Genomic DNA, 12,334 nt, shown 5'->3' on the forward strand with positions numbered 1-12,334 from the left:
GATTCGTCGATTTAGCCTGCTACCGCGATACGCTTCATATCGGTCATGTAGCCGCGCAGTTTCTGGCCCACTTTCTCGATTTCGTGGCTGCGGATCGCGTCGTTTACGTCACGCAGCTGCGCGTTGTCAACCGCACCTTCTGCAATCGCTTTGCCCAGATCGCCTGGCTGCAGAGTGGTCATAAACTCTTTCAGCAGCGGTACGCAGGCGTAAGAGAACAGGTAGTTACCGTATTCTGCGGTATCAGAGATAACCACGTTCATTTCATACAGACGCTTACGGGCAATGGTGTTCGCGATCAGCGGCAGCTCGTGCAGTGATTCATAGTACGCGGACTCTTCGATGATGCCGGAATCCACCATGGTTTCGAATGCCAGCTCAACGCCTGCTTTCACCATCGCGATCATCAGTACGCCTTTATCGAAGTACTCCTGCTCGCTGATTTTGCCGTCGAACTGTGCAGCGTTTTCAAACGCGGTTTTACCGGTCTCTTCGCGCCAGGTCAGCAGGTTTTTATCGTCGTTCGCCCAGTCCGCCATCATGCCGGAAGAGAATTCGCCGGAGATGATGTCATCCATGTGTTTCTGGAACAGCGGTGCCATGATGGTTTTCAGCTGTTCAGACAGCGCGTAAGCACGCAGTTTTGCCGGGTTGGACAGACGGTCCATCATCAGCGTAATGCCGCCCTGCTTCAGCGCTTCGGTGATGGTTTCCCAGCCGAACTGAATCAGTTTTTCCGCGTAGGACGGGTCGGTGCCTTCTTCCACCAGCTTGTCGAAGCACAGCAGAGAACCGGCCTGCAGCATGCCGCACAGAATGGTCTGCTCGCCCATCAGGTCAGATTTCACTTCAGCAACGAAGGACGATTCCAGAACGCCCGCACGGTGGCCGCCAGTCGCCGCTGCCCATGCCTTGGCAATCGCCATGCCTTCGCCTTTCGGATCGTTTTCCGGGTGAACCGCGATCAAGGTCGGCACGCCGAAACCACGTTTGTACTCTTCACGGACTTCGGTACCCGGGCACTTCGGTGCCACCATCACTACGGTGATGTCTTTACGGATCTGCTCGCCCACTTCCACGATGTTGAAGCCGTGGGAGTAACCCAGCGCCGCGCCGTCTTTCATCAGCGGCTGTACGGAACGCACAACGTCTGAGTGCTGCTTGTCTGGCGTCAGGTTAACCACCAGATCCGCCTGCGGGATCAGCTCTTCGTAGGTACCCACTTTGAAGCCGTTTTCGGTCGCTTTACGCCAGGAAGCACGCTTTTCGGCAATCGCTTCTTTACGCAGGGCGTAAGAGATATCCAGCCCGGAGTCACGCATGTTCAGGCCCTGGTTCAGACCCTGCGCGCCACAGCCGACGATGACCACTTTTTTACCCTGAAGGTAGCTCGCGCCATCGGCAAATTCGTCGCGCGCCATGAAGCGGCATTTGCCCAGCTGCGCCAGCTGCTGGCGCAAGTTCAGTGTATTAAAGTAGTTAGCCATGGGTGATACCTCGTGATGTTGTGTGTCTTATTGTTCGGTTCGCGTTTCAGCGAGAATGTACCCACATTACAACAGGAAATTTATTGCGGAAATTGATATATTCACAACATCACGTTGCAGTTTTTGCAATGTAAAAAGAGGGAGTGGAATCGGTGGATTTACGCGATCTGAAAATGTTCCTGCACCTGGCGGAAAGCCGTCACTTTGGCCGCAGCGCCCGGGCGATGCACGTCAGCCCCTCCACGCTTTCGCGCCAGATCCAGCGCCTTGAGGAAGACCTCGGCCAGCCGCTGTTCGTGCGCGATAACCGCACCGTCACGCTGACGGAGGCCGGTGAAGAACTGCGCGTCTTTGCCCAGCAGACCTTGTTGCAGTACCAGCAGCTGCGACACACCATCGACCAGCAAGGGCCGTCGCTTTCCGGCGAGCTGCATATTTTCTGCTCCGTGACCGCCGCCTATAGCCATCTGCCGCCCATTCTCGACCGCTTCCGCGCGGCGCATCCGTCGGTCGAAATTAAGCTCACCACCGGCGATGCCGCCGACGCAATGGAAAAAGTGGTGACGGGCGAAGCGGATCTCGCCATTGCCGGGAAACCCGAAACCCTGCCGGGCGCGGTGGCGTTCTCCATGCTGGAAAATCTGGCGGTGGTGTTGATTGCCCCGGCGCTGCCCTGCCCGGTGCGTAATCAGGTGTCGGTGGAAAAACCGGACTGGTCCACGGTGCCGTTTATCATGGCCGATCAGGGGCCGGTGCGCCGCCGCATTGAGCTGTGGTTCCGCCGCCAGAAGATCAGCAACCCGTCGATTTACGCCACGGTCGGCGGCCATGAGGCGATGGTGTCGATGGTGGCGCTCGGCTGCGGCGTGGCGCTGCTACCGGAAGTGGTGCTGGACAACAGCCCGGAGCCGGTGCGCAATCGCGTGATGATTTTAGAGCGCAGCGACGAGAAGACGCCGTTTGAGCTTGGCGTGTGCGCACAAAAAAAGCGGCTGCATGAGCCGCTTATTGATGCATTCTGGAAGATATTGCCGAACCACTAAAGCCGGGTGGCGCTGCGCTTACCCGGCCTACACGCAGCTCAGCCCTTAGCCCGCGAGGAAGAAACGGAAGGCCGGGTTATGGGTTTCGTCGTGACACTCATAGCCTAGCTCGTTCAGCCGCGTTTCGAAATCCGGCTCGTGTTCGCCCAGTTCGAACGCCGCCAGCACGCGGCCGTAGTCGGTGCCGTGGCTGCGGTAGTGGAACAAAGAGATGTTCCAGTGTGTTCCAAGAGTATGCAGGAACTTGAGCAGCGCGCCCGGCGATTCCGGGAACTCAAAGCTGAACAGGCGTTCCCTGAGCGGCTTCGATGGACGCCCGCCGACCATGTAGCGCACGTGCAGCTTTGCCATCTCGTCGTCAGAGAGATCGACCACGCTATAGCCTCCCTCATGCAGCAGGTTGAGGATCTCTTTGCGCTCCTCTACGCCGCGGCTCAGACGCACGCCGACAAAAATGCAAGCATCTTTGGCATCGGCAAAACGGTAGTTAAACTCCGTCACCGAACGGCCGCCCAGCAGCTGGCAGAACTTCAGGAAGCTGCCCTTCTCTTCCGGAATGGTCACCGCCAGCAGCGCTTCACGCTGTTCGCCCAGCTCGCAGCGCTCGGAAACGTAGCGCAGACCGTGGAAGTTCACGTTTGCACCAGACAGCACGTGCGCCAGCCGCTCGCCGCGAATATTGTGCTGCGCGATGTATTTTTTCATGCCCGCCAGCGCCAGCGCGCCGGAAGGTTCCGCCACCGCACGCACATCCTCGAACAGATCTTTCATCGCCGCGCAGATGGCGTCGCTATCAACGGTGATGATGTCGTCGAGATATTCCTGGCACAGGCGGAAGGTTTCATCCCCAATGCGCTTCACCGCCACGCCCTCGGCAAACAGCCCGACGCGCGGCAGATCTACCGGATGACCCGCATCCAGCGCCGCCTTAAGGCAGGCAGAGTCTTCCGCTTCAACGGCGATGACTTTGATCTGCGGCATCAGCTGTTTGATCAGCACCGCGACGCCCGCAGCCAGGCCACCGCCGCCGACCGGCACAAACACGCGGTCGAGATGGGCATCCTGCTGCAGCAGCTCAAGCGCCAGCGTGCCCTGCCCGGCAATCACCATCGGATGATCAAACGGCGGCACCCAGGTGAAACCCTGCTGCTGCGCCAGCTCGATCGCTTTGGCTTTGGCTTCGTCGAAGTTAGCCCCGTGGAGCAGCACTTCGCCGCCGAAACCGCGCACCGCGTCGACTTTGATGTCTGCGGTAGCGACCGGCATCACGATCAGTGCCTTCAGTCCCAGACGGGCAGACGAGAACGCCACGCCCTGGGCGTGGTTGCCCGCCGAGGCGGTAATCACGCCGCGCGCTTTCTGCTCGTCGGTCAGCCCGGCCATCATCGCGTAGGCGCCGCGCAGCTTGAAGCTGTGCACCGGCTGACGGTCTTCGCGCTTCACCAGAATGACGTTGTCGAGGCGCGAAGAGAGTTTTTCCATTTTCTGCAGGGGCGTGACCTGCACGGCTTCATAGACCGGCGCGCGTAGCACCGCTCTCAGATACTCCGCCCCCTCGGGGGCGGCGGATAAGGGTTGTGACTCGGCCATCATTAGCCCCCAAGTTTAGATTTATCGCGCACCGCGCCTTTATCTGCACTGGTGGCAAGGCTCGCGTAGGCGCGCAGGGCGAAGGAGACTTGGCGCTGGCGGTCTTTCGGCGTCCAGGCTTTATCGCCGCGGGCTTCCTGCGCTTCACGACGGGCCGCAATTTCCTGGTCACTCAGCTTGAGCTGAATGCCGCGATTCGGAATGTCGATTTCGATAAGATCGCCGTCTTCGATGATCGCAATGTTGCCGCCGCTTGCCGCTTCCGGCGAAACGTGGCCGATGGAGAGGCCGGAGGTGCCGCCGGAGAAACGCCCGTCGGTGATCAGCGCACACGCCTTACCGAGTCCCATGGATTTCAGGAAGGTGGTTGGGTAGAGCATCTCCTGCATGCCCGGACCGCCTTTCGGCCCTTCGTAGCGAATGACAACCACGTCGCCTTCCACCACTTTGCCGCCGAGAATCGCGTCTACCGCTTCATCCTGGCTTTCGTACACTTTCGCTGGACCGGTGAATTTCAGGATGCTGTCATCCACGCCTGCGGTTTTCACGATGCAGCCGTTTTCCGCAAAGTTACCGTACAGCACGGCCAGACCGCCGTCTTTGCTGTAGGCGTGCTCCAGCGAGCGGATACAGCCTTCGGCGCGGTCATCGTCCAGGGTGTCCCAACGACAGTCCTGGGAGAATGCCTGAGTGGTACGGATGCCGGCAGGGCCCGCGCGGAACATCTTTTTCACCGCGTCGTCTTTGGTCAGCATCACGTCGTACTGGTCCAGCGACTCCGGCAGCGTCAGGCCGAGCACGTTTTTCACTTCACGGTTCATCAGGCCCGCACGATCCAGCTCGCCCAGAATGCCCAGCACGCCGCCCGCGCGGTGTACGTCCTCCATATGATATTTCTGGGTACTCGGCGCGACTTTACACAGCTGCGGCACTTTACGGGACAGCTTGTCGATGTCGCTCATAGTGAAGTCGATTTCGGCTTCCTGCGCGGCGGCCAGCAGATGCAGAACGGTGTTGGTGGAACCGCCCATGGCGATATCCAGCGTCATGGCGTTCTCAAACGCGGCTTTGCTGGCAATGTTGCGCGGCAGCGCGCTGGCATCGTCCTGCTCGTAGTAGCGTTTAGTCAATTCAACGATGCGCTTACCGGCGTTAAGGAACAGCTGTTTGCGGTCGGCGTGGGTCGCCAGCAGCGAGCCGTTACCCGGCTGAGAAAGACCCAGCGCTTCGGTCAGGCAGTTCATGGAGTTGGCGGTAAACATACCGGAACAGGAGCCGCAGGTCGGACACGCGGAGCGCTCAACCTGGTCGCTCTGCTCGTCAGAGACTTTCGGGTCAGCGCCCTGGATCATCGCATCGACCAGGTCGAGCTTGATGATTTTGTCGGAGAGTTTTGTTTTCCCCGCTTCCATTGGACCGCCGGAGACGAAGATCACCGGAATATTCAGGCGCAGGGAGGCCATCAGCATCCCCGGGGTAATTTTGTCGCAGTTGGAGATGCAGACCATCGCATCGGCGCAGTGGGCGTTAACCATGTACTCAACCGAGTCGGCGATCAGCTCGCGCGATGGCAGTGAATAGAGCATGCCCCCGTGCCCCATCGCGATACCGTCATCCACCGCAATGGTGTTGAACTCTTTCGCCACGCCGCCGGAGGCTTCGATTTGCTCGGCAACCAGCTTGCCGAGATCGCGCAGGTGCACGTGGCCCGGTACGAACTGGGTGAAGGAGTTCACTACGGCGATAATCGGCTTGCCGAAATCGGCGTCGGTCATTCCGGTGGCGCGCCACAGTGCGCGGGCACCCGCCATATTACGGCCGTGGGTGGTGGTGGCTGAACGATACTTAGGCATGCTTTATTTACTCCCGTCTGACTATTTAATGGGACGGTGCGTGCCGTCCCAAATTTATACTTAGTGATTAACCTGATCCAACCAGCCGTATTTATCTTCTGTTTCGCCGGTGAAGAGGCCAAAGAACGCTTGCTGAATACGTTTGGTGACCGGGCCACAGCGGCCTTCGCCCACCTGGATACCGTCTACGCTGCGCACCGGCGTGATTTCAGCCGCGGTACCGGACATGAACACTTCATCAGCCAGATACAGGGATTCGCGGGACAGCACCTGCTCGCGCACTTCGATACCCAGATCTTTCGCCAGCTTGATGATGGCGTCACGGGTGATGCCCGGCAGCGCGGACGAGGTGAACGGCGGCGTGAAGAGGATGCCGTCTTTCACTTCAAACAGGTTTTCGCCCGCACCTTCAGAGATGTAGCCATTCACGTCCAGGGCGATACCTTCCTGATAGCCGTGGCGGCGCGCTTCGCTACCGACCAGCAGGGAAGAAAGGTAGTTGCCGCCCGCTTTCGCGGCTGTCGGGATGGTGTTTGGCGCCACGCGGTTCCAGGAAGAGACCATTGCGTCGATCCCCTGCTCCAGGGCTTCAGCACCCAGGTAGGCACCCCATGGGAACGCGGCAATGATCACATCGGTGTTGTAACCGGCTGGCGGGTTCACGCCCATGCCGACGTCGCCCACGAAGACCAGCGGACGAATATAGGCGCTGGTCAGGTTGTTTTTACGGATCACTTCGCGACAGGCTTCCATCAGCTCATCAACGCTTTGAGAAACCGGGAAACGATAAATTTTGGCTGAGTCATGCAGACGCTGCATGTGTTCGCGATGGCGGAACACCACTGGTCCTTTGTGAGAGTCGTAGCAACGGATGCCTTCAAACACGGAGGTACCGTAGTGCAGCGCGTGGGACATCACGTGGACCTTCGCGTCCTCCCAGCGAACCATCTCACCGTTGAACCAAATGTAATCAGCTTTTTTTGTCGTCATTTTTTTCGTCCTGTCACGCTTAAGCGCGGATTTGTTGTGATGTGGTTGTGCTCTGGCAGATGGCAACATGGGCAACGTCTACCAGTTTTGATAATTGGCTAAACAGTAAGTCGACCGACCGCGGGCTGGCAACGGTTAATTCGATACTGATGTTCTGGGCGTCTGTGGCCGTTTCCATATTCATAGAGCAAATCTGAAAACCACGATGACGCACCACGCGCAAAACGCGCTCTAAGGTTTCCGGGTTGAAGCGAGCCTGTACGGCGACCTGATGCTGCATCATGATAATTTCTCCATCATTTGTGAGTTACTGGCACCAGGCGGTACCAACGGCCAGACGTTCTCGAGTTCGTCGATTGAGACATGAAGCAGGTAAGGCCCATCGCTGTTCAGCATGGTGTCGAGCGCCGCTTCAACCTGATCTTTACGGGTGATGTGCTGGCCAGGGATGCCAAAGGCGCTGGCCAGGGTGAGGAAATCGGGGTTATCGGTGAGCGTCGTTTCGCTGTAACGCTCCTGGAAGAACAGCTGCTGCCACTGGCGAACCATCCCTAAACGCTGGTTGTCGAGCAAGACGATTTTCAGCGGCAACTGCTTACGCTTAACGGTGCCGAGCTCCTGAACGTTCATCATGAAGGAGCCGTCACCGGAGATACAGATAACGGTATCGTTCGGGCGGGCAACCTGCGCGCCAACGGCTGCTGGCAGACCGAAGCCCATCGTCCCTAACCCGCTGGAGGTGATGAAGTTTTCCGGGCGGGTGTAGGTCATGTGCTGCGCGGACCACATCTGGTGCTGGCCTACGTCGGTTGTGACGACGCTGTCAGCCGGTTTACGGTCGGACAGCTGCTTCAACAGCAGCGGTGCGTAGATGGCCTCGCCGGGATGGTCGTAACGCCAGGCGTGCTCGGCGCGCATGTCTGCGGTGTGCTGACGCCACGCGTTGATATCCAGCGGCTGCTGCAGTGCCGGTAACAGCGCGTTGAGATCGCCCTGCAGCGCGACGTGCGCCTGACGCAGCTTGTTCATCTCCGCCGGGTCGATATCCATATGGATGACTTTGGCGTTCGGCGCAAAGGTATTCAGCTTGCCGGTGACGCGGTCGTCAAAACGGGCGCCTACGGCGATGAGCAGATCGCACTCCTGCACCGCCAGGTTTGCCGCTTTGGTGCCGTGCATCCCCAGCATGCCCAGATAGTATGGGTAGTTCGCGTCAACGGCACCCAGACCTTTCAACGTGCAGGTCGCTGGCATCTGCGTTGTTGCGATAAATTCGCGCAGGGCTGGAACGGCCTGCGCCATGCCGACGCCACCGCCGACGTACAGCATCGGCTTTTTCGCCTGCGCCAGCATCTGACGGGCCTCTTCAACTGCCGCATCCGGAAACGCATCGTCGCTTTCAACGGTGGAGAAGTGCGGTTCCAGATCGCCGAGTGCCACCTGGATATCTTTCGGGATATCGACCAGAACCGGACCAGGACGACCGGAGCTTGCCACTTCGAACGCTTCTGCCATTACGCGCGGCAGCTCTTCCAGAGACTGGACGAGGAAGCTGTGTTTGGTGCAGGCCAACGATAAACCAAGGACGTCGACTTCCTGGAAAGCATCGGTACCGATGAACGGAGACGCCACCTGGCCGGTGATGGCGACAACGGGAACGGAATCCAGCAGGGCATCCGCCAGACCGGTGATTAAGTTAGTTGCGCCTGGGCCTGAAGTGGCCATGCAGACACCGGTTTTGCCCGTGGCACGAGCGTAACCAATGGCCGCCATCGCTGCACCCTGCTCGTGTCGGCACAACAGGTGTTCCACGCCGCCGTCATACAGTGCATCGTAAATCGGCATAATTGCGCCACCCGGATAACCGAATACGGTTTCCACTCCCTGCGCGCGCAACGCATGTACAACCCATTGTGCCCCATTCATAGTTAGTTCCCCGTCATAAAACTGGAGAAACAGAATTTTGTGCTAGTCGTCATGCTCTGCTCCTCGTTTACGTTTTTTAGTCATAAAAAAACCCCCGGACCTTTCGGTGCGGGGGTCTTAGTTCGTTAAGGCTTGATTTCTAAGCCTTTCCTCGTCCAAGTGCAGCCCCGCACGGTGGGATAATAATCACCACCACGCTAATCACGACCAGGCTAATCACTCGTAGAAGGGCTGTCATTTTCAGTTCTTTCTGCATCTTGTTCGAAGGAATACCTAAAGAGTTATCACAGAATTCAAAACAAACACAAGATTTATTTATGGCTCACTTGATTAGCCAGCAAATCATATTTCTTAAAATCGTTGTTTTATATGAGGAAAATAGAAAATGAATATTTTTCATTTTTTTCACGGCGGACTACAGCGTCAAAACGCGGTTTTTTACGTTCTGCGAGAAGGCTTCCATGATTATGCAATGGTATGAATGCGGCATGAAAATACCTGAACAGGTGCCGTAAATTCACAAAATGACGCTAAAAAGTCCATGCAGGCGCTGGCATAGTCACACCAGGAGGTAGTGCAAATGTCACTGTCAGTTGTTTATACGCGTGCGGCTCTCGGGGTGAAGGCACCGCTGATTTCCGTAGAGGTTCATTTGAGTAATGGGCTGCCGGGACTCACGCTTGTCGGGCTACCGGAAACGACGGTTAAAGAGGCGAGGGATCGCGTTCGCAGCGCAATAATAAATAGCGGTTATACCTTCCCCGCGAAGAAGATCACCATCAACCTTGCCCCCGCCGATCTACCCAAAGAGGGGGGACGATACGATTTACCTATCGCGATTGCGCTTCTCGCGGCTTCTGAGCAGCTTAATACAACCAGGCTAGGCTCGTACGAGTTCGTGGGCGAACTCGCGCTCACAGGCGCGTTAAGAGGCGTTCCCGGTGCAATATCCGGAGCGCTGGAGGCAATCCGTGCTGGGCGGCAAATCATTGTCGCCAATGAAAACGCATCAGAGGTGAGTCTTATTGCAGAAAAGGGATGCCTTATAGCGGGGCATCTTCAGGAAGTGTGTGCCTGGCTGGAAGGGCGACATGAGCTGTCCGAACCGGAGGAGTGTGACGATGAGGTAACGGATGTACCAGAGGATCTCAGCGAGATTATGGGACAGGAGCAAGGGAAACGGGCGCTGGAGATCACGGCGGCGGGTGGACACAATCTTCTGCTGATTGGCCCACCGGGTACGGGTAAAACCATGCTGGCGAGCAGGTTGAGTGGGTTGCTCCCACCGCTTAATAATCATGAAGCGCTGGAAAGCGCCGCGATATATAGCCTGATCGGTTCTACGTCGCTGCAAAAACAGTGGCGTCGACGTCCTTTTCGTTCCCCGCATCATAGCGCTTCACTGACGGCAATGGTCGGCGGTGGGTCTATTCCGGGGCCGGGTGAGATCTCACTGGCGCACAATGGCATTCTGTTTCTCGATGAGCTGCCTGAATTTGAGCGCCGCGTGCTGGATGCACTGAGGGAACCCATTGAATCCGGCGAGATACATATCTCACGCACGCGTGCCAAAATAAGCTATCCCGCCAGGTTTCAGCTCGTCGCGGCGATGAACCCCAGCCCCACGGGACACTATCAGGGGAATCATAACCGCTGTACGCCAGAGCAGACGCTGCGCTATCTGGGAAAGCTGTCCGGCCCGTTCCTCGATCGTTTCGATTTATCACTGGAAATCCCGCTTCCACCGCCTGGCATACTCAGGCAGACGGGTATACAGAGTGAGTGCTCTGCGAATGTTCGCGAGCGGGTTATCGCGGCGCAGGCGCGACAGTATGCTCGTCAGAACAGACTGAATGCGCGGCTGGATAATGCCGGGATCCGACAGTTTTGTTCACTTAACGGTGAGGATGCGGGGTGGCTGGAAGAGACGTTGACGCGGTTTGGGCTGTCCATACGTGCGTGGCAGCGTCTGTTGAAAGTGGCCAGAACCATTGCTGACGTGGAGGGCTGTACTGACATTGAAAGGAAACATTTGCAGGAAGCGCTGAGCTATCGCGCTATTGACCGTTTGCTGCTGCATCTGCAGAAGTTGCTGGCATAAAAAAGGGGCCGTAGCCCCTTCTCACCATCTTAGTCGTCAGACTCGGTGTAGTCTTCTGCACCTTCCATCTGCGGCTTACCGCCAGACAGCGTATGGAAGCGCTTTGGACGCTTAATGCGTGCCATATACTTGATCCATACACGTTCTGCTTCAGACTGCGGCTCACGCTCACCACGGCACACAGAAACAAACTGTTTTTCGTCTTCGGTAGCAGGTTCACGCTTACCCAGATCCAGCTCGTTAAAGGCATAACCATGGCGCTCAAGCAGTTGAGCTTCTTTGATGGTGAAATCGCCGTGACGAGAGAACCCGCGCGGATAATGTTTATTGTCGAAAAAACGATTAGTCGTCGTAAAGCTTTCCGCCATCCTACACGCTCCTAATTCTTTGGCCGAGCTATTTATGGCGCGGAGTATTAGTTACGCTTGACAGAGTGTAAAACAAAACATTTAAATCATAACGACAAATAATTTTGTGGAGAAAGATGTGGATACGGAATTGCTAAAAACTTTCCTTGAAGTGAGCAGAACGCGTCACTTCGGGCGAGCCGCTGAAGCCCTTTACCTGACGCAGTCAGCAGTCAGTTTTCGTATTCGACAGCTGGAAAATCAACTGGGTGTGAATCTTTTTACCCGCCATCGCAACAATATCCGCCTCACGCCTGCCGGTGAAAAACTGCTTCCGTATGCGGAGACATTGATGAACACCTGGCAAGCGGCACGTAAAGAGGTTGCGCATACCTCAAGACACAATGAATTCTCGATTGGGGCCAGCGCATCCCTGTGGGAATGCATGCTCAGTCAATGGTTGAGCCGGTTGTATCATTCACACGGGCATCTGCAATTTGAGGCCAGAATTGCGCAACGTCAGTCGCTCGTTAAGCAACTCCATGAGCGCCAACTTGATCTTCTGATCACGACTGAAGCCCCCAAGATGGACGAATTTAGCAGCCAGATCGTAGGGCAGTTTGGTCTTGCGCTTTATGCGTCTGAGCCGTCAATGATGAAAGCCGATCTGAGTTATCTGCGTCTGGAATGGGGCCCGGATTTCCAGCAACATGAGTCTGGGTTGATTGCCAGCGATGATGTTCCCCAGTTAACAACAAGCTCTGCGGAGATTGCCTGCCAGCAGTTGCCTTTATTAAAGGGCTGCACCTGGCTACCTACTCGCTGGGCAGACAGCAGACCGGGTCTGCATACCGTCGCAGATTCCACGACGCTCTCCAGACCGTTATATGCTATTTGGCTGCAGAACAGCGATAAGCAGTCGCAGATTAAAGATCTTCTAAAAATCAATATCATGGACTAACGCAAAAAGCCTGCAGAGATGCAGGCTTCTTATTAG

The 12,334-nt window shown here is 56.8% G+C and carries 11 protein-coding genes; 3 read left to right on the forward strand and 8 right to left on the reverse strand.

Annotated elements, in window-relative coordinates:
* Positions 1 to 11: 11 nt before the first annotated feature.
* On the reverse strand, positions 12 to 1,487 hold the full coding sequence (ilvC, locus tag EXW94_RS12595) for a ketol-acid reductoisomerase (RefSeq protein WP_174340255.1): 1,476 nt from the start codon (positions 1,485 to 1,487) through the stop codon (positions 12 to 14).
* A 152-nt stretch (positions 1,488 to 1,639) separates the two neighbouring features.
* Here ilvC and ilvY point away from each other — a divergent pair, with 152 nt between their 5' ends.
* Positions 1,640 to 2,530, forward strand: a complete 891-nt coding sequence (gene ilvY / locus EXW94_RS12600; RefSeq protein WP_010436673.1) for an HTH-type transcriptional activator IlvY — start codon at positions 1,640 to 1,642, stop codon at positions 2,528 to 2,530.
* A 45-nt stretch (positions 2,531 to 2,575) separates the two neighbouring features.
* Here ilvY and ilvA read toward each other — a convergent pair whose 3' ends face one another.
* From ilvA to ilvL, 6 genes are all read right to left on the reverse strand, one after another.
* Positions 2,576 to 4,120 (reverse strand): threonine ammonia-lyase, biosynthetic, encoded by a 1,545-nt coding sequence (ilvA, locus tag EXW94_RS12605; RefSeq protein WP_134348982.1) that lies wholly within the window; start codon positions 4,118 to 4,120, stop codon positions 2,576 to 2,578.
* Between the two features lie 2 nt (positions 4,121 to 4,122).
* On the reverse strand, positions 4,123 to 5,973 hold the full coding sequence (ilvD, locus tag EXW94_RS12610; RefSeq protein ID WP_174340256.1) for a dihydroxy-acid dehydratase: 1,851 nt from the start codon (positions 5,971 to 5,973) through the stop codon (positions 4,123 to 4,125).
* A 60-nt stretch (positions 5,974 to 6,033) separates the two neighbouring features.
* Complete coding sequence (ilvE, locus tag EXW94_RS12615) at positions 6,034 to 6,963, reverse strand: branched-chain-amino-acid transaminase (protein WP_014885677.1); 930 nt, start codon at positions 6,961 to 6,963, stop codon at positions 6,034 to 6,036.
* 19 nt (positions 6,964 to 6,982) lie between these two features.
* The gene (gene ilvM, locus EXW94_RS12620) at positions 6,983 to 7,246 is read right to left on the reverse strand and encodes an acetolactate synthase 2 small subunit (RefSeq protein WP_006179206.1); all 264 of its coding nucleotides are present in this window, start codon (positions 7,244 to 7,246) and stop codon (positions 6,983 to 6,985) included.
* Positions 7,243 to 8,889 carry an acetolactate synthase 2 catalytic subunit gene (ilvG, locus tag EXW94_RS12625; protein ID WP_174340257.1) on the reverse strand — a complete coding sequence of 549 codons (1,647 nt, stop codon included), beginning with the start codon at positions 8,887 to 8,889 and terminating at the stop codon, positions 7,243 to 7,245. The genes ilvM and ilvG overlap by 4 nt, the downstream gene beginning before the upstream one ends.
* A 139-nt stretch (positions 8,890 to 9,028) precedes the next feature.
* Entirely contained in the window at positions 9,029 to 9,127 is a 99-nt protein-coding gene (gene ilvL, locus EXW94_RS12630; protein ID WP_001311244.1) for an ilv operon leader peptide, read from the reverse strand.
* 342 nt (positions 9,128 to 9,469) lie between these two features.
* Between ilvL and EXW94_RS12635 the strand changes: the two genes are divergently transcribed.
* The gene (locus tag EXW94_RS12635) at positions 9,470 to 10,990 is read left to right on the forward strand and encodes a YifB family Mg chelatase-like AAA ATPase (protein WP_010436661.1); all 1,521 of its coding nucleotides are present in this window, start codon (positions 9,470 to 9,472) and stop codon (positions 10,988 to 10,990) included.
* Between the two features lie 29 nt (positions 10,991 to 11,019).
* On the opposite strand, the gene EXW94_RS12640 is transcribed toward EXW94_RS12635, so the two are convergent.
* Entirely contained in the window at positions 11,020 to 11,358 is a 339-nt protein-coding gene (locus EXW94_RS12640) for a DUF413 domain-containing protein (protein ID WP_008501577.1), read from the reverse strand.
* A 118-nt stretch (positions 11,359 to 11,476) separates the two neighbouring features.
* Between EXW94_RS12640 and hdfR the strand changes: the two genes are divergently transcribed.
* Positions 11,477 to 12,298, forward strand: a complete 822-nt coding sequence (gene hdfR / locus EXW94_RS12645; protein ID WP_089599716.1) for an HTH-type transcriptional regulator HdfR — start codon at positions 11,477 to 11,479, stop codon at positions 12,296 to 12,298.
* Positions 12,299 to 12,334 lie beyond the last annotated feature (36 nt).

Source organism: Enterobacter sp. JMULE2 (assembly GCF_013337145.1).
Classification (GTDB): domain Bacteria; phylum Pseudomonadota; class Gammaproteobacteria; order Enterobacterales; family Enterobacteriaceae; genus Enterobacter; species Enterobacter mori.

Excerpts from the sequence above, each read along its gene's own strand:
- ilvG (WP_174340257.1), bottom strand. The coding sequence starts at position 8,889 with ATGAATGGGGCACAATGGGTTGTACATGCGTTGCGCGCGCAGGGAGTG.
- ilvM (WP_006179206.1), bottom strand. The coding sequence starts at position 7,246 with ATGATGCAGCATCAGGTCGCCGTACAGGCTCGCTTCAACCCGGAAACC.
- ilvE (WP_014885677.1), bottom strand. The coding sequence starts at position 6,963 with ATGACGACAAAAAAAGCTGATTACATTTGGTTCAACGGTGAGATGGTT.
- ilvA (WP_134348982.1), bottom strand. The coding sequence starts at position 4,120 with ATGGCCGAGTCACAACCCTTATCCGCCGCCCCCGAGGGGGCGGAGTAT.
- EXW94_RS12635 (WP_010436661.1), top strand. The coding sequence starts at position 9,470 with ATGTCACTGTCAGTTGTTTATACGCGTGCGGCTCTCGGGGTGAAGGCA.
- ilvD (WP_174340256.1), bottom strand. The coding sequence starts at position 5,973 with ATGCCTAAGTATCGTTCAGCCACCACCACCCACGGCCGTAATATGGCG.
- ilvL (WP_001311244.1), bottom strand. The coding sequence starts at position 9,127 with ATGACAGCCCTTCTACGAGTGATTAGCCTGGTCGTGATTAGCGTGGTG.
- ilvC (WP_174340255.1), bottom strand. The coding sequence starts at position 1,487 with ATGGCTAACTACTTTAATACACTGAACTTGCGCCAGCAGCTGGCGCAG.
- EXW94_RS12640 (WP_008501577.1), bottom strand. The coding sequence starts at position 11,358 with ATGGCGGAAAGCTTTACGACGACTAATCGTTTTTTCGACAATAAACAT.